At 58.7% G+C, this 15,053-nt stretch carries 18 protein-coding genes; 9 read left to right on the plus strand and 9 right to left on the minus strand.

Features of this window, described 5'->3' with window-relative positions:
• Positions 1 to 14 precede the first annotated feature (14 nt).
• The 4 genes from CFBP1590_RS00785 to CFBP1590_RS00800 all read left to right on the plus strand — a co-directional run bounded on the left by CFBP1590_RS00785 (position 15) and on the right by CFBP1590_RS00800 (position 3,487).
• Positions 15 to 494 (plus strand): nuclear transport factor 2 family protein, encoded by a 480-nt coding sequence (locus CFBP1590_RS00785; protein WP_088234294.1) that lies wholly within the window; start codon positions 15 to 17, stop codon positions 492 to 494.
• A 3-nt stretch (positions 495 to 497) separates the two neighbouring features.
• Positions 498 to 1,565, plus strand: a complete 1,068-nt coding sequence (locus CFBP1590_RS00790; protein WP_088234295.1) for an LLM class flavin-dependent oxidoreductase — start codon at positions 498 to 500, stop codon at positions 1,563 to 1,565.
• A 301-nt stretch (positions 1,566 to 1,866) separates the two neighbouring features.
• On the plus strand, positions 1,867 to 2,190 hold the full coding sequence (locus CFBP1590_RS00795; protein ID WP_058430394.1) for a helix-turn-helix transcriptional regulator: 324 nt from the start codon (positions 1,867 to 1,869) through the stop codon (positions 2,188 to 2,190).
• On the plus strand, positions 2,180 to 3,487 hold the full coding sequence (locus CFBP1590_RS00800; RefSeq protein WP_088234296.1) for a type II toxin-antitoxin system HipA family toxin: 1,308 nt from the start codon (positions 2,180 to 2,182) through the stop codon (positions 3,485 to 3,487). Before CFBP1590_RS00795 ends, CFBP1590_RS00800 begins: the two co-directional genes overlap by 11 nt.
• Before the next feature lie 30 nt (positions 3,488 to 3,517).
• Here CFBP1590_RS00800 and CFBP1590_RS00805 read toward each other — a convergent pair whose 3' ends face one another.
• Both CFBP1590_RS00805 and CFBP1590_RS00810 read right to left on the minus strand, forming a co-directional pair.
• Entirely contained in the window at positions 3,518 to 4,141 is a 624-nt protein-coding gene (locus CFBP1590_RS00805) for a hypothetical protein (RefSeq protein WP_088234297.1), read from the minus strand.
• A 300-nt stretch (positions 4,142 to 4,441) separates the two neighbouring features.
• Positions 4,442 to 5,425 (minus strand): aldo/keto reductase, encoded by a 984-nt coding sequence (locus tag CFBP1590_RS00810; RefSeq protein WP_029241401.1) that lies wholly within the window; start codon positions 5,423 to 5,425, stop codon positions 4,442 to 4,444.
• A 366-nt stretch (positions 5,426 to 5,791) separates the two neighbouring features.
• On the opposite strand from CFBP1590_RS00810, the gene CFBP1590_RS00815 reads away from it, so the two are divergent.
• Positions 5,792 to 6,733 carry an AraC family transcriptional regulator gene (locus tag CFBP1590_RS00815; RefSeq protein WP_029241400.1) on the plus strand — a complete coding sequence of 314 codons (942 nt, stop codon included), beginning with the start codon at positions 5,792 to 5,794 and terminating at the stop codon, positions 6,731 to 6,733.
• Between the two features lie 10 nt (positions 6,734 to 6,743).
• On the opposite strand, the gene CFBP1590_RS00820 is transcribed toward CFBP1590_RS00815, so the two are convergent.
• Complete coding sequence (locus CFBP1590_RS00820) at positions 6,744 to 7,010, minus strand: accessory factor UbiK family protein (protein WP_088234298.1); 267 nt, start codon at positions 7,008 to 7,010, stop codon at positions 6,744 to 6,746.
• 419 nt (positions 7,011 to 7,429) lie between these two features.
• Here CFBP1590_RS00820 and glnK point away from each other — a divergent pair, with 419 nt between their 5' ends.
• The 4 genes from glnK to sutA all read left to right on the plus strand — a co-directional run bounded on the left by glnK (position 7,430) and on the right by sutA (position 10,237).
• Positions 7,430 to 7,768: a P-II family nitrogen regulator gene (gene glnK / locus CFBP1590_RS00830; RefSeq protein WP_002555808.1), complete on the plus strand. Its 339-nt coding sequence runs from the start codon at positions 7,430 to 7,432 to the stop codon at positions 7,766 to 7,768.
• 34 nt (positions 7,769 to 7,802) lie between these two features.
• Entirely contained in the window at positions 7,803 to 9,140 is a 1,338-nt protein-coding gene (locus tag CFBP1590_RS00835) for an ammonium transporter (RefSeq protein WP_088234300.1), read from the plus strand.
• Between the two features lie 242 nt (positions 9,141 to 9,382).
• Positions 9,383 to 9,808: a secondary thiamine-phosphate synthase enzyme YjbQ gene (locus CFBP1590_RS00845; protein WP_025993253.1), complete on the plus strand. Its 426-nt coding sequence runs from the start codon at positions 9,383 to 9,385 to the stop codon at positions 9,806 to 9,808.
• A 99-nt stretch (positions 9,809 to 9,907) separates the two neighbouring features.
• Positions 9,908 to 10,237, plus strand: coding sequence for a dormancy-specific transcriptional regulator SutA (sutA, locus tag CFBP1590_RS00850; RefSeq protein ID WP_004887402.1), 330 nt, complete (start codon positions 9,908 to 9,910; stop codon positions 10,235 to 10,237).
• 78 nt (positions 10,238 to 10,315) lie between these two features.
• Here the strand turns inward: sutA and CFBP1590_RS00855 are convergent, their stop codons facing one another.
• From CFBP1590_RS00855 to lptM, 6 genes are read right to left on the minus strand one after another with little or no spacing between them, the layout of a single operon-like run.
• Complete coding sequence (locus CFBP1590_RS00855; protein ID WP_088234301.1) at positions 10,316 to 11,008, minus strand: HAD family hydrolase; 693 nt, start codon at positions 11,006 to 11,008, stop codon at positions 10,316 to 10,318.
• The gene (xerC, locus tag CFBP1590_RS00860; protein WP_032652342.1) at positions 11,001 to 11,900 is read right to left on the minus strand and encodes a tyrosine recombinase XerC; all 900 of its coding nucleotides are present in this window, start codon (positions 11,898 to 11,900) and stop codon (positions 11,001 to 11,003) included. The genes CFBP1590_RS00855 and xerC overlap by 8 nt, the downstream gene beginning before the upstream one ends.
• 2 nt (positions 11,901 to 11,902) lie before the next feature.
• Positions 11,903 to 12,637 (minus strand): DUF484 family protein, encoded by a 735-nt coding sequence (locus CFBP1590_RS00865; RefSeq protein WP_029241396.1) that lies wholly within the window; start codon positions 12,635 to 12,637, stop codon positions 11,903 to 11,905.
• Positions 12,638 to 12,650: 13 nt separating this feature from the next.
• Positions 12,651 to 13,481 (minus strand): diaminopimelate epimerase, encoded by an 831-nt coding sequence (dapF, locus tag CFBP1590_RS00870; protein WP_004887393.1) that lies wholly within the window; start codon positions 13,479 to 13,481, stop codon positions 12,651 to 12,653.
• 4 nt (positions 13,482 to 13,485) lie between these two features.
• Positions 13,486 to 14,733: a diaminopimelate decarboxylase gene (lysA, locus tag CFBP1590_RS00875; protein WP_088234302.1), complete on the minus strand. Its 1,248-nt coding sequence runs from the start codon at positions 14,731 to 14,733 to the stop codon at positions 13,486 to 13,488.
• 9 nt (positions 14,734 to 14,742) lie between these two features.
• Positions 14,743 to 14,892, minus strand: coding sequence for an LPS translocon maturation chaperone LptM (gene lptM, locus CFBP1590_RS00880; RefSeq protein ID WP_004887391.1), 150 nt, complete (start codon positions 14,890 to 14,892; stop codon positions 14,743 to 14,745).
• Positions 14,893 to 15,053: the final 161 nt, after the last annotated feature.

Consider the following 15,053-nt stretch of genomic DNA (forward strand, 5'->3'; position numbering starts at 1 on the left):
GAGAGATCACCACCATGGACGCACTCGTCAAGGGGATGCTCGACCGCGAAGAGATTCGTAACCTGAGAACGCTTTATGCACATCATCTGGACAGCAACAACATTCACTTACTCGACCAGGTTTTCTGCGCCGACGCAGTAGTGGAGGTTACGGTCGGAAAAATGGAGGGAATCGACGCCATACGCACTGGCCTTGAAGAGGCTTTTCGACTCTACGACCGTGACCATCAGGGGACCTACCCCTTCATGCACGTGATCGCCAACCATCGGGTCCAGCTGACGGGTCCGGACACCGCCGAAGGTCGCTGCTACCTGATCGATTTCGAGACGGCATCCAAGCCCGATCCCAATCCATTGCTGCTGTTGGGCCTCTATGCCGACGAGTACAAGCGCGTTGATGGGCAATGGCGCATCAGCTGTACGCGGCTTGAAGTTGTGTGGCCGCAGCGCGAGGCACATGCCCGTCATCAGACCACTACATCACAGGGAGAATGATCCATGTCCAAGCCTGTTGAACTGAGCATCCTGGATTACTCGCCTGTAGATGAAGGTCTCATGCCAGCTGACGCTCTGGCCGCCTCAGTGCGACTGGCTCAGCATGTTGAAGCGAAGGGCTTCAAACGCTTCTGGGTATCCGAGCACCACGCGGCACCTGCGACAGCCGGTAACTCTCCGGAAATACTCATGTCCCGTATCGCCTCTGCAACCCGGACAATTCGCGTTGGCTCCGGCGGTGTGCTGTTACCCAACTACAGCAGCTTGAAGATTGCCGAGAACTACCAACTGCTGGAAGCGCTTTTCCCTGAGCGGATCGACCTGGGGTTTGGCCGCGCACCCGGCGCAGATCGCCGTACCGGCATCGCTCTCAATGACGAGAAGGGCAAGTCGCTGCCCTATCCACGCAAGGTCGCTGACCTGCTGGGCTTCGTGACGGGTAATCATGCGCCGGGCTCAAGCTATGAGGGCATGCAGGCTCATCCCCATACTCAGAGCCGCCCGCAGCCTTTCGTCCTGGGTGCGTCAGGCGCGACGGCAGAGATCGCAGCACAAGCGGGCCTGGGCTTCACATTCGCTCACTTCATCAACCCGCGAGGTGACGGCCCGATAGCAGCTAAAGCCTACCGTGCGGCCTTTCAGTCGACTGATTTTTCGGACTCGCCAACGGTTATCGCCGCAGTGTTTGTGGCTGTGGGCGACACAGAGCCACAGGCCGAGGAGTTCGCCGACGCTTTCCATCTCTGGCTTACCTATGCCGAAAGTGCCAGCCCGTTCGACCGAGTACCTTCGCTGGCAACGACTCGTGCGCACCATTGGAGCCCTGAAGAGCTGGCAATACGCGAGCGAAATCGGGGGAGGCTCATCTCGGGGACCGCTCCTCAGGTCGCCCTACAACTACAACGGCTTGCCAACGACTATGGCACCGATGAAGTCATGATTAACCTGATGATGCCTGGTGAAGCAGCACGGTTGAACGCCATTGATCTCCTTGGCGCCGAGTTGAAATCGACGCCCCTGAAGCAATTCGAGCACGGGGGCGGACCGAAGACTGCGAATGTGTATCAGTGATCAAGACTCACCCTGTTGCGCTCCATGCCTCCCATCGCCGGGTTTGGAAGGTGGGGTTGCAGTGGTCATTCATAAGGGCTTGCCCCAGGCCTTGTACTCGATTCTGCTTCAGTGAGCTGGATAGCCCGAGGCGCGATAAAAACGAGCGGTGCGGTCCGGCTCTGATCAAGACAATGATCCGAATGTAAAAATGATCTATATAAAGTACTTAAATTGTTTCTGTGTTCTATATGTGGATCATTTTTTGACTAATTCATTGCGTTTCACTAGGCTGTCATCATGTCTGTACATGGTGACCCTCATGGCCCGTTCCTACTCATCCAACACGCTCGATGCGCTTAAAGTCATGGCTCAACTTATCCACCTTGCTCGCAAGAAAAAGGGGCTGACCGCCCAGGCTCTCGCAGACAAGGCGGGAGTATCGCGTGGCCTGATTCATCGCATTGAACGGGCCGATCCCAAGTGCGAAATAGGGGTGGTTTTTGAGCTGGCTTCGTTACTGGGCGTGCGTTTGTTTTCGGTCGACATTCCTCTTTCTGTACTGGGTGAGACGTTGGAGTCAAAGATTGCGGTCTTGCCTAAAGCGGTCAGAACAAACGCGCCGGTGGTAAGTAATGATTTCTAATCCTGATCAGTGCTTCGTTTGGGTGTGGCTCCCTGAAAAACTCGATCCTGTTGTGGCAGGGGTCCTGGCTCGTGACGAAAAGCGATTCGTGTTCCGCTATGGGCGTAGTTATCTGGAGCGCAAAGATGCCATTGCGCTCAGTTTGAAAGAGCTGCCCTTGGGGACTGGTGTTCTGGAACCGATGGATAATATGACGTTGCCGAGCAGCATCCGAGATGGCTCTCCCGATGCATGGGGGCGACGGGTCATCATGAATCGCGTTTTTGGAAAGCAGAATGCGGACGGCCAGTACGCTGATCTGGACGAAATGACCTATCTGCTCGAGTCCGGGTCGGACAGGATTGGTGCTTTCGACTTCCAGGCATCTGCGACCGAATATGTACCTAGAGTGTCGCGAGCGGCAACGCTGGAAGAGCTCCTGGAGGCCGCATCTCTGGTCGAAAAGGGTATTGCGCTCACTCCTGAGCTTGACCAGGCCTTGAATCATGGAACGTCTATTGGCGGAGCGAGACCAAAGGCTTTGATCGAGTCTGCCGGAGCTAAATACGTAGCGAAATTTTCCGCATCCAACGACAGAGTCAATGTCGTTAAAAACGAATTCATTGCAATGCGCCTGGCTGAGAAATGCGGCATTGACGTAGCTCGCGTGGCGCTTGAGCATGCATTGGGCAAGGCTGTACTTTTGATCGAACGGTTTGATCGACAGCCACTGAACGGCGGTTGGTCGCGCAAAATCATGGCATCTGCGCTCACCTTGTTCGGTCTGGACGAAATGCTGGCGAGGTATTGCAGCTACGAGTTGCTTACTGACATCGTCCGGGCTGATTTCTTCGACCCAAAACATGATTTGAGAGAGCTATTTTCCCGACTGGTATTCAATATTCTGTGCAGTAACACCGATGATCATGGACGAAACCACGCTGCTTTCTTCGATGGGAAGTCATACAGGCTCACCCCGGCGTACGATATCTGTCCTCAAGTTCGAACCGGCACAGAGGCCAGTCAGGCAATGCGTATTCTGGGCGCCAATAATCAAAGTCGTCTGGCTGTTTGTCTGGAGGCTAGAACGAAGTTCTTGCTTGGGGAAGATGAAGCGTTGGCGATTATTGAGCATCAGATTCGCACGATCGGAAAAGAGTGGGCTGGCGTCTGCGATGAGGCGCAAATTTCTACCATTGATAAGACGGTTCTAAGATCGACCCAGATGCTTCACCCTTACGCATTCGATGGTCTTTCCGGCTCGGCCCTTTACCTTGAAGAGCTGGGTCGCGAAATACGTAAAAGCCTTCAGAGCTGATCCCTGCTCCCCTGGTTTCGCCTAAAGACTTCAACCTCCAGGTATCTTCACCCGAGCATACTGATCCTGACCAATCCACCCCATAAACGAACGGTTGTCGCCATCGACAAACTCAACCTTCGCCGCGCCATCCTTGAACGCCAGCACCCCAACCACATCACCCTTCACGATGTAAGCGCCACGAGTGGACCTGGCGTCCCGGGTTTTTTGCAGCCAGGCCTTGTCGACCGCAACGGTCACCAGTCCGATCCACTTTTTGCTCGCGGTCCGGCTCAGGTCCAGTCCTGTCGAAATGTCCGGCATCAGCACGTTCCTGCAGCCAGGATGTTGCTGGCCTTGTTCGATGGTCAGAACCACGCCATCGATGGACGGCTCCACGGTTCCCGGATAAACCTCATCGAGCCAGGAAGATACCGGGCTGGCTTTCCCTGACTCGACCTTGCCTTGCAGGTAGAACGCGCAACTGAACGTAGTGCCTGTTCCGCGTTCTTCGGCGTAGAACCCCTCGATCTGTCCTTCGGGCGTGACAGCGAGCAACAGTTGCTCGTACTTGCCGGAGCGCAGTGTCAGGCCTTCGGCGAGAGCGGGTGTGCCAATGCATAGCGAGAGCGCTCCCGCGATCAGCCATCGGCAGGTGAAAAGTCGAGGTGTCATATTTACTTCCGGTGCCAGTGAGGGGGATTCCGTTCCTTCGATGGATTTGGAGGCTCATCGAATCTCGACTTCAAAGGCGTCCTGGGTGTCGAGACTTGTTAAACAATCCAAAGCCCGAGACCAGCCCTTGAAAGACAGGCGAGTGTAATCCCTCGTATGGCAGATGAAACAGCTCATCCCAAGTCACGATGCGAATTTTCTGAGCACCGAAACGGTTTTCTCGTGAGATTGATGAAAAAGCGCACCTCGGCAGTTGATGCCCGGGTGCTCTTTTCTGATGTGTCCCGAAGTTCCAGCCCGTCAGGCCGGAACCGGGGCGTGTTCAGCGATCAGCCGTTCACGCTTGGCCTCTGCCCAGAAGTCGCCCGGGATAGCCACTTTCATGGACTGGGCATTGCTGGCGATTTGTCCCGGTACGCGTGAGCCTGGCACGATGGCTGAAACCAGTGGGTGGGCGGCAGCAAACTGCAGGGCGGCGGTGCGCATGTCGATACCATGACGTGCAGCGATGGCTGCGAGTTTGGCGCGGCGTTCCACGGCAAAGCGTGGCAAATCAGGTGAGAAGTTGAAGCGCTTGCCGCCGCCGAGGAAACCGTCATTGAGCGGTGTGCCAACCACTACGCTGGTGCCTTTTTTTGCCAGGGCGGGCAGCGTTCGTTCGAGCGCCTGATCGTGATCGATGATTGAGTACTGGCACGCCAGCAGGACGATGTCCGGCGTCGGATCGTCGCTTTCCACAGCGCGGACGACGGCATCGGGGCGGTTGATGCCAAAGCCCCACGCTTTGATCAGGCCCTCGTCGCGCATCTTCTCCAGCTCGCGCATGGCGCCGGTGCGAGCAATCTCGTAGGCCGCTTCCCAGCCGCCTTGCAGTTCGGTGTTGTCCGGCGACAGGTCATGAATGTAAACCACGTCCAGCCGTGCGAGTCCGAGCCGTTGCAGGCTGTCCTCTACCGAGCGTCTTGCGCCTTCGGCGGTGTAGTCATAGCGGTACTCAAAAGGCGCCGGAGAGGTCCAGATCGAACTATCGCCCACCGGCTTCCCTGCAGCCTTGAGCACCCGCCCGACTTTGGTGGAGATCACGTAATCGTCGGGGTTTCGGTTGTGCAGGAAACGTCCAAGGCGATATTCGCTAAGACCGAAGCCGTAAAAAGGTGATGTATCAAACAGGCGCACCCCCGAATCCCAGGCGGACTGCAAAACGGCTGCGGCCTGTTCATCGCTGATGGGGGCGAAGATATTGCCGATCTGCGTGCCGCCCATGCCGAGGCGGTAAGGTGTCATGTAGCGAAGGTTATGCTGAGACGGGTTTATTGGAAGGGTCGAACGCGTCACTTTCCCCTTGGTCGGCATTACGCTGCCGCGTTCGCCGGATGGTGGTGCACTGCTCAATGTCTGGGCACTGGCAGTCATCGGCAGGATTGTCGCTGCCAGCGCACTGCTCGCCGAAAGCCTGAGAAAGTCGCGTCGATCCATTGCAGGCTCCTTGCTTGAGGGTCTTTGGGAACAACCAGGAACCTCAAGATAGACGAGAGCTTTTGGGCAACGTGATCACAATCCGACTGTCTTTTTGCACAATCCTGCCGGGGCACTTGAGCGGATGGCGTGTTCTGCGCACACTGCGACTTTCCTCTTCGCAGAGTCGTCTTCATGAATCCATCCTTGACGTTTTCTGCATCCGGTCTTGATCGGAAAGGCGAGGGGCTGAGGCGACTCACTGAGCGGCTGACTGTGATAACCACGGGTAAAGAAGTCTGTCCCAGCGTGATCAAGGGGCTGACTTTCTACCGAATGGACGCGCCGGGGCTGCCGGATTATTGCGTCTACGAACCCTGTGTGGCGTTGATCGTTCAGGGCACCAAGCACACGGTTTTCGGGACCGAGGAAGTGGTGTCCGAGCCGGGCAGCTTTTTCGTGACATCCATTGATATTCCCACCACGGCCAAGGTGATACGCGCCAGCGCCGAGCGTCCCTATCTCTCGATCGTCTTGAAGCTCGATATGGCGTTGCTCCACGACATCGTTCAAAGCGTGCCGGAAGTCGACAGCACTATTCCGACCCGTTGTTACGCTGCGGGAGAAGCAACGGACGAGCTGATCGATGTGTTCGGTCGCCTTGTCGCCTTGCTGGATAGGCCGCAGGAAATTGCACTCATGGCGGATCTGGTCAAGCGAGAAGTCTGTCTTCGGCTGCTGCTCAGCGATGCAGGCTACTGGCTGCGCTGGATCGTCAGAGAAGGGTATCGTTCGCGAGGTATTGTGCGAGCCATCGACTGGCTCAAGCGAAACTACGCCGAGCCCTTGCGAATTGCCGAGCTTGCCGGGATGGCAGGTATGGCCAGTTCGACCCTGCACCACAATTTTCGGCAGCTCACCGGTACCAGCCCGTTGCAGTATCAGAAGACGCTGCGCCTGCATGCCGCCCGCAGTCTGATGCTAACCGAGCGGCTGGACGCGAATACGGCAGGATTGCGGGTCGGCTATGAAAGTGTGTCGCAGTTCAGTCGCGAGTACGCCCGGCGTTTCGGGGCGCCGCCCTCACGCGATATAAGGCAGGCGCGGCAGTTTGGCGATCAGCCAGCACCTGTCTGAGGCTGATGAGTCACTCAGCCTTCTCACCCGGCCCCATTTTCTCTTCAAGCTCGGCCATCTTGGCCTCCAGCGCTTCCAGGCGGGCGCGGGTGCGGGCGAGGACGGCCATCTGGCTGTCGAACTCTTCGCGGCTGACCAGATCCAGTTTGCTGAAGCCGCTTTGCAGCAGGGCCTTGAACTGGGTTTCGAATTCGCTGCGGGGCACGGGGGTTTCGCCGTTGAAAAGGCGCGAGGCGTGGCCGCTGAGGGCGTCGAGGAAAGCTTTGGGCGCGAGCATGATGGTTTTCCTGAATCAGATGCACGGCAGTGTAGCACGCAGTGCCTATAGTCATTTCACAGGGGCGGCAGTGCGCGCTTATGGAGCAGGCGTGCGTGCACGTATGCACCAGGTTTGTGCGTTCTCATTGGCTGTGCCGGGCCTTGGCGGCCTTAATGCGGCCCAACGACCTGTATTTGATGAATATTCACGAGATGGCAAGCTTTCTGCTTAGTGGCTTGTGACCCATGCACTGATGCAGTCGCTGTGACGAATGCAGTGCGGCAGGCGGAGCGGGGAAGTGTTTCGTCAGAAGCGGTTTTCTGGCGTTGGTCTGGCCTGATCAGGCGACCGACGCGTTACAAAGCCAGACACTGCGCTTAGACTTGAGTCGGGTTTGTTTTCCTGGGGCAAGTCCACCAATTCGGGAGAAAGTTTTCATGAAGCTAGTCACTGCCATCATCAAGCCGTTCAAACTGGATGACGTCCGCGAGTCGTTGTCGGAAATCGGCGTGCAGGGCATCACCGTCACTGAAGTCAAAGGCTTCGGGCGTCAGAAGGGTCACACTGAGTTGTACCGCGGTGCTGAATACGTTGTCGACTTCCTTCCAAAAGTGAAGATCGATGTTGCCATCGATGACAAGGATCTGGATCGCGTCATTGAAGCCATAACCAAGGCCGCCAACACCGGCAAGATCGGTGACGGCAAGATTTTCGTGGTCAATCTGGAACAGGCCATTCGCATCCGTACCGGCGAAACCGATACCGACGCAATTTAAGCCGCCAAACCCCAACGCCCCAGGAGAAAACAATATGACTCTGCGTCAATTCGCAGGGCTAGGAGCCCTGTTGTCCCTTGCAGTACCTGGCCTGGCCCTGGCGGCTGATCCAGTGGCCGAGCCCGTGCTCAATTCCGGCGACACAGCCTGGATGTTGACGGCCACCGCGCTGGTCCTGTTCATGACCATTCCCGGCCTCGCGCTGTTCTACGGCGGCATGGTTCGCTCGAAAAACATCCTGTCCGTGATGATGCAGTGTTTTGCCATCACCGGCCTGATCAGCATCCTGTGGGTCGTTTACGGCTACAGCATCGCGTTTGACACCACCGGTATGGAAGCTGGCGTCGTCAACTTCAATTCCTTCTTCGGCGGCATGGGTAAAGCGTTCCTGGCGGGTATCACGCCATCGAGCATTACCGGCGCTGCGGCATTGTTCCCTGAGGCGGTGTTCGTCACCTTCCAGATGACCTTTGCAATCATCACGCCTGCCCTGATCGTCGGCGCCTTCGCAGAACGCATGAAGTTCTCCGCGATGCTGATCTTCATGGGTATCTGGTTCACGCTGGTCTACGCGCCAATCGCCCACATGGTCTGGGGCGGCGTCGGTGGCCTGATGTGGGACTGGGGCGTTCTGGACTTCGCTGGCGGCACCGTTGTGCATATCAACGCCGGTGTAGCCGGTCTGGTCGCCTGTCTGGTACTGGGCAAGCGTAAAGGCTTCCCGACCACCCCGATGGCTCCGCACAATCTGGGTTACACCCTGATCGGTGCCGCGATGCTGTGGGTAGGCTGGTTCGGCTTCAACGCAGGTTCTGCTGCAGCCGCCAACGGCACTGCTGGCATGGCCATGCTGGTCACTCAGATCGCGACCGCCGCTGCTGCACTGGGCTGGATGTTCGCCGAGTGGCTGACCCACGGCAAGCCAAGCGCTCTGGGCATCGCCTCGGGTGTGGTTGCAGGTCTGGTGGCTATTACGCCAGCAGCCGGTACCGTCGGCCCGATGGGTGCTCTGATCATCGGTCTGGCAGCAGGCGTGATCTGCTTCTTCTGCGCCACCAGCCTGAAACGCAAGCTGGGCTACGACGACTCCCTGGACGCATTCGGCGTGCACGGTATCGGCGGTATCGTCGGCGCAATTCTGACCGGCGTCTTCGCAGCACCTGCGCTGGGCGGCTTCGGCACTGTGACCGACATCGGCTCTCAGGTCTGGATTCAGTTCAAAGGCGTCGCGTTCACGGTCGTGTACACGGCCATCGTGACCTTCATCATCCTCAAGGTGCTGGACGCGGTCATGGGCCTGCGTGTCACCGAAGAAGAAGAGTCTGTCGGTCTGGACCTTGCGCAACACAACGAGCGTGGCTACAACTTGTAAAAGCCGCTGCGCTGAAAAAAGAATGCCCGGTTTTGCCGGGCATTTTTTTGTCTGACGTTTGCGGATAAACCGCGGATTTCTGCTGTCATTGATGTGCCCGCGTCAATGATTTCGGCAACATGACGCAGCGCTTGTAACGTTGTCACGACAGTCTTCGTTAACGTGCAGGGAAGCCGGTTTATTGCGCGCTTTGCTTTTTTCTCAGGCGAGTTAGAATGCGCGCCGAAGGTGCGGAGAACGGTATGTGGCATCAATCCGGAATTACCTTGCGGGCCAGGCCTCGCGGGTTCCATCTGGTCACTGACGAGATACTGGCAGGCTTGCCTCAGCTGCGGGATTGTCGAGTCGGTCTGCTGCACTTGTGGCTGCAACATACCTCGGCCTCGTTGACCGTCAACGAGAATGCCGATCCGGCAGTACGTCGTGACTTCGAACGTTTTTTCAACCGGCTGGTGCCCCAGGGCGTGGCCGGACATGAACATAACGATGAAGGGCCTGATGACTTGCCCGCGCACTTCAAGTCCAGTCTGCTGGGCTGCCAGTTGCTGTTGCCGGTTACTGCGGGGCGACTGGCGCTGGGCACCTGGCAAGGCGTTTACCTGGGCGAACATCGAGATGCTGGTGGTTCTCGTAACGTCCTGGCCACTCTTCAGGGTGAATGGATATAACCGCTGGGGTCAGTGGTTATTGAATTTTTTCCGACAGCCTTAGACTCTTGGGGCTGCTGGGCTATAACTAATCTGCTTTCGCAAGTCATGAGGTACAACATGAGCGACGACGACAACGACAACGACGATCTGGTAGACGACCTGGAAGGCGAGGACGACGGCGAGGAGCTTGCCGCTGCTCCCGAAGACGACGTTGCCGAGGTGGATGATGCCGAGCCTTCGGCACCGGCTGCCAAAGGCAAGGCCAAGGCTGCAGTTTCGGTCGACGAGCTGCCCAGCGTAGAAGCCAAGAACAAGGAGCGTGATGCTCTTGCCCGTGCCATGGAAGAATTCCTGGCGCGTGGTGGCAAGGTGCAGGAAGTGGAGGCCAACGTGGTCGCCGATCCGCCCAAGAAGCCTGACAATAAATACGGCAGCCGCCCTATCTAAGGCAGCAGATGTCGTATGAGAACAAGCCCGCCGTCGCTGCGGGCTTTTTCTTGGCTGCGTTTTGAGAGGTGCCTGACTTCAGGCCCAGCGGGCCAGCACTTCGGGCAATTGAGACAGGTTGTGAATTTCCGCGTCCGGCAGCCGATCGGCATCCCAGACCTTGCCTTGCGAGTTGTACCAGATCGCCCGCATGCCTGCGCGCTGAGCGCCGGCGATGTCGTCACTCGGATGATCGCCGACATGCACGGCGACACTGGCGTCCACATTGCCGCGTCTCAGAGCCTCCAGGAATGGCGCCGGATCCGGTTTGCCGATGCCCAGGTCTTCTGCGCACAGCGCAAAGGAAAAGTAATCGGCCAGGCCCAGTCGGCGCACATCGGCATTGCCGTTGGTGATCACGCCGAGCGTGAAGGTTTTGGCGAGAATTTCCAGGGTCGGCTGCACGTCCGGGAATATCTGTACCTGATGACGCCCTTTCAGGAAAACCTCGAAGCTCTGGTCGGCCAGATCCTGTGCCTCGTCCTCTTCATAACCGGCGTCTTCCAGTGCATGGAAAAGCACCCGGCGACGCAGGGCGCTGATCCTGTGCTTGAACGACGGATCGGCCTCAACGAGTCGCGAGCGGATTTCCCACAGGTGCTCCACCGGCACAGAGCCAAGCCTGGGTGCGTGTTCAGCCAGCCAGTCGCGCAATAACACTTCGGCGCCAGCAATGGCAGGCGCGCAGTCCCACAGTGTGTCGTCGAGGTCGAACGTCACCAGCTTAATCATCTACAGATCCTTTGCGTTTGGCGCGGGGGTGAGCGCTGTCATAAACAGTAGCCAAGTGCTGGAAGTCCAGGTGGGTATATATCTGCGTGGTCTTGATGTCGGCATGGCCCAGCAGCTCCTGCACGGCACGCAGGTCCTGTGAGGATTCAAGCAGATGGCTGGCGAAAGAGTGGCGCAGCATGTGCGGATGCAGGTTCTGCCCCAGCTCACGCTCGCCGAAGGCCTTGACCCGGCTTTGCACTGCACGAGGCCCCAGACGTGTGCCCCTGTGGCTGATGAACACGGCGTCGTCCTGCGGATTGGCCAGCGCACGCAGCGGCAGCCAGGCTTCCAGCGCCTGACGGGCCTTGCTGCCAACAGGCAGTACGCGAGTCTTGCTGCCCTTGCCCAGTACCTGCACCAGACCGTCGCGAAGGTCCAGCTGATCCAGATTCAGGCCGGTCAGTTCGGACAGGCGCAGGCCCGAGGAATACAGCAGTTCCAGAATGGCCTGATCGCGACGGGCCAGAAAGTCATCTTCGACCGCGCCGTCCAGCAGCTGCGAGGTTCGGTCGGTGTCCAGCGTCTTGGGCAGGCGGCGCTCGCCCTTGGGTGGCGACAGGCCGTTTGCCGGATCGTGCTGGCACACGCCTTCGCGGTTCAGGTACTTGTAGAAACCACGCACGGCGGAAAGCATGCGTGCGAGGCTGCGTGAGGACTGGCCCTGCTGATGCTGGCGGGCCGTGAAGCTGCGCAGGTGCTGAATGTCCAGCGCGGTCCAACTGGGCAGCTGGTTTTTCTTGCAGAACGCCAGCACCTTGTCCAGATCGCGCCGGTAGGCTTCCAGCGTGTGGGGCGACACCTGACGCTCACTGCGCAGGTGCATGCAGTAGGCGTCCAGATGCTGTTCCATGGCTAGCGGACCGAACGCAGCGAGTGTGCAAAGCGTGGCAGCAGGCGGCTCAGCACGTCGGCGATGTAGCTGAGGAAAAGGGTGCCGACCGAGCTTTTGTAATGCTGCGGGTCGCGGCTACCAATGGCCAGCACGCCATGCAGGCCGAGGTGATTCAGGCTTGCAATGGCGGTCGAACCGACTTCCTTGCCTTGCTCTGCACCGAACAGAAACGCCAGCTCGTGCTCACGCAGAGCGCCACACACGACCTTGTCGCCGATCAGCCCGCCGATGGTCTTCTGCGCTTCTGCGCTGCTGACCCAGCGTCCGACCTGCATGGGGGTGTCGCTGAACAGGATCAGGCTGACGTAGGGCACCTGAAAGTCCTGACGCAGGCTGTCTTCCACGGCGATGACGATCTCATCCAGGCTGGTGGCATCCATCAACGCCAGATTCAGGCGACGGGTTTTCTCGAACAGCCGGTCGTTGTCCCGGGCCACATCCATCAGTTGCGAAAGGCGATGGCGCATCTCGATGTTGCGCTCGCGCAGCAGCTTGAGTTGGCGCTCGACCAGCGAAACCGTGTCGCCACGCTGGTGCGGAATGCGCATCGACACCAACAGCTCGTCGTGCTCGGCGAAGAAGTCCGGATGCTGCAGCAGAAAGGCGATGACCGCCTCTGCTTCAAGGTTTGGCGCTGCGCTATCGGCAGGCGATTCGCTGGGGGTGCCGGTTGAAGCCGGAGGCTGATCGGTCATCACATATGCTCACTCAAAGACGAACCTGGCCTTCGTAAACCCTGACGGCCGGGCCAGTCATCATCACAGGATGCCCCGGGCCTGCCCATTCAATGGACAGCCGCCCGCCGGGCAAGTCGATCAGCAATGGCGACATCATCCAGCCCTGGGTGATGGCGGCCACTGCCGCTGCGCAAGCGCCGGTACCGCACGCCTGTGTTTCCCCGGCACCGCGCTCCCAGACACGCAACTGCGCGCGCTGACGATCCACAATGTGCAGGAACCCGACATTGACCCGTGCCGGAAAGCGCGGGTGATGCTCGATCTTCGGGCCCAGCTCGTGAACCGGGGCGTTGTTGATGTCATCCACCCGCAGTACCGCATGCGGATTGCCCATCGAAACGGCGGCCAGTTCAACGCTCTGTCCGTCCACATCGAGGGTGTAGCTCGTGGCCTGGGCTGGCGCCTGAAACGGAATCTCGTCCGGGATCAGGCGTGGTGGACCCATGTTGACGCTGATCTGGCCGTCGCTGCGGATATCCAGTTCGATGATGCCGCTTTTCGTCTCGACGCGAATCTGCTTCTTGGCCGTCAGACGCTTGTCGAGCACGAAACGGGCGAAGCAGCGCGCACCGTTGCCGCACTGTTCGACTTCCGAACCGTCGGAATTGAAGATGCGGTAGCGAAAGTCCACGTCCGGGTTGTTCGGCGCCTCGACCAGCAACAACTGATCGAAACCGACACCGGTGTGCCTGTCGCCCCACTGTTTGGCGTGCTTGGGCAGAATATGCGCGTGCTGACTCACCAGGTCCAGGACCATGAAGTCGTTACCCAGCCCGTGCATTTTGGTAAAACGCAGCAGCATGGGGTTACTCCGGCAGCAGGCTTTCGCCAGCGAACAGCTCAGCCACGGTTTCGCGACGACGCACTTCAAAGGCCTGCGTATCGTCCACCAGTACTTCGGCAGCACGACCGCGCGTGTTGTAGTTCGAACTCATGACGAAACCATACGCGCCTGCCGAATGTACGGCCAGCAGATCAGCTTCGGCCAGCACCAGCTCGCGGCCCTTGGCCAGAAAATCACCGGTTTCGCAGATCGGTCCGACGATGTCATACGGGCGTGCAACGCCGTCGCGCGGGCGCACAGCCGTGACGTCCATCCAGGCCTGATACAGCGCCGGACGAATCAGGTCGTTCATGGCTGCATCGACGATGGCGAAGTCCTTGTGCTCGGTGTGCTTGAGGTATTCGACGCGGGTCAGCAGCACGCCTGCGTTGGCAACAATGAAGCGCCCCGGCTCGAACATCAGGCCCAGATCACGACCGGCCAGACGTTCGCGCACGGCCTTGATGTAATCCGCCACCAGCGGTGGCTCTTCATCGCGATAGCGAACGCCCACGCCGCCACCCAGATCGATGTGGTGCAGATGAATGCCGCAATCGCCCAGACGATCGACCAGATCCAGCAGGCGATCCAGTGCGTCGATGAAAGGCTCGAGCGTGGTCAGCTGTGAGCCGATGTGGCAATCGACGCCGATCACTTCAAGGTTCGGCAACTGCGAGGCGCGCACGTAAACGTCTTCAGCGTCTGCAATGGCGATGCCGAACTTGTTTTCCTTGAGGCCGGTGGAAATGTACGGATGAGTGCCCGCATCGACATCCGGGTTCACGCGCAGGGAAATCGGCGCACGGACATTGAGCTCGGCCGCAACGCTCTGCAGACGCTCGAGCTCGTCGGTGGACTCGACGTTGAAACAGTGGACGCCGACTTCCAGCGCGCGACGCATATCTTCACGGGACTTGCCCACGCCGGAAAACACGATCTTCTCGGCCTTGCCGCCTGCCGCCAGAACACGCTCCAGTTCGCCACGCGAGACGATGTCGAAGCCTGCGCCGAGGCGGGCCAGAACATTGAGCACGCCCAGGTTGGAGTTGGCCTTGACCGCGAAGCAGACCAGATGCGGCATGCCGTCCAGAGCGTCGGTATAGGCGCGATACTGCGCTTCGATGTGAGCGCGGGAGTAGACATACGTCGGCGTGCCGAAGCGTTCGGCAATGGCAGACAAAGCTACACCTTCCGCGAACAGCTCACCGTCGCGGTAGTTGAAGGCGTCCATGGGATTCCCTTAAAGATGCTTGTGCGACGAGTGCGATTTGGCTTGTTCATCGGGAGACTTGGTGTCATCCGGCAGGTACAACGGGCCTTTTTGACCGCAGGCCGTAACAAGACAAGCCACCGCGACGAGCGCAGCAAGCGAAGAGATCAGGCGCTTCATGGCGAAATCCTTTGTAAAAGCATTAATTGCGCCCGAGTATACCCACCACCCGGCGGCTTGCCTATGTGATGCTCCTCCCGTCCGGCGGGGTTTGGACGCGATTGTGCGGGCAATGACCGGTTACGCCGGATTATTGCGTCAGGCTGCTGTCAATGACGGGT

Source organism: Pseudomonas viridiflava (genome assembly GCF_900184295.1).
GTDB lineage: Bacteria > Pseudomonadota > Gammaproteobacteria > Pseudomonadales > Pseudomonadaceae > Aquipseudomonas > Aquipseudomonas viridiflava.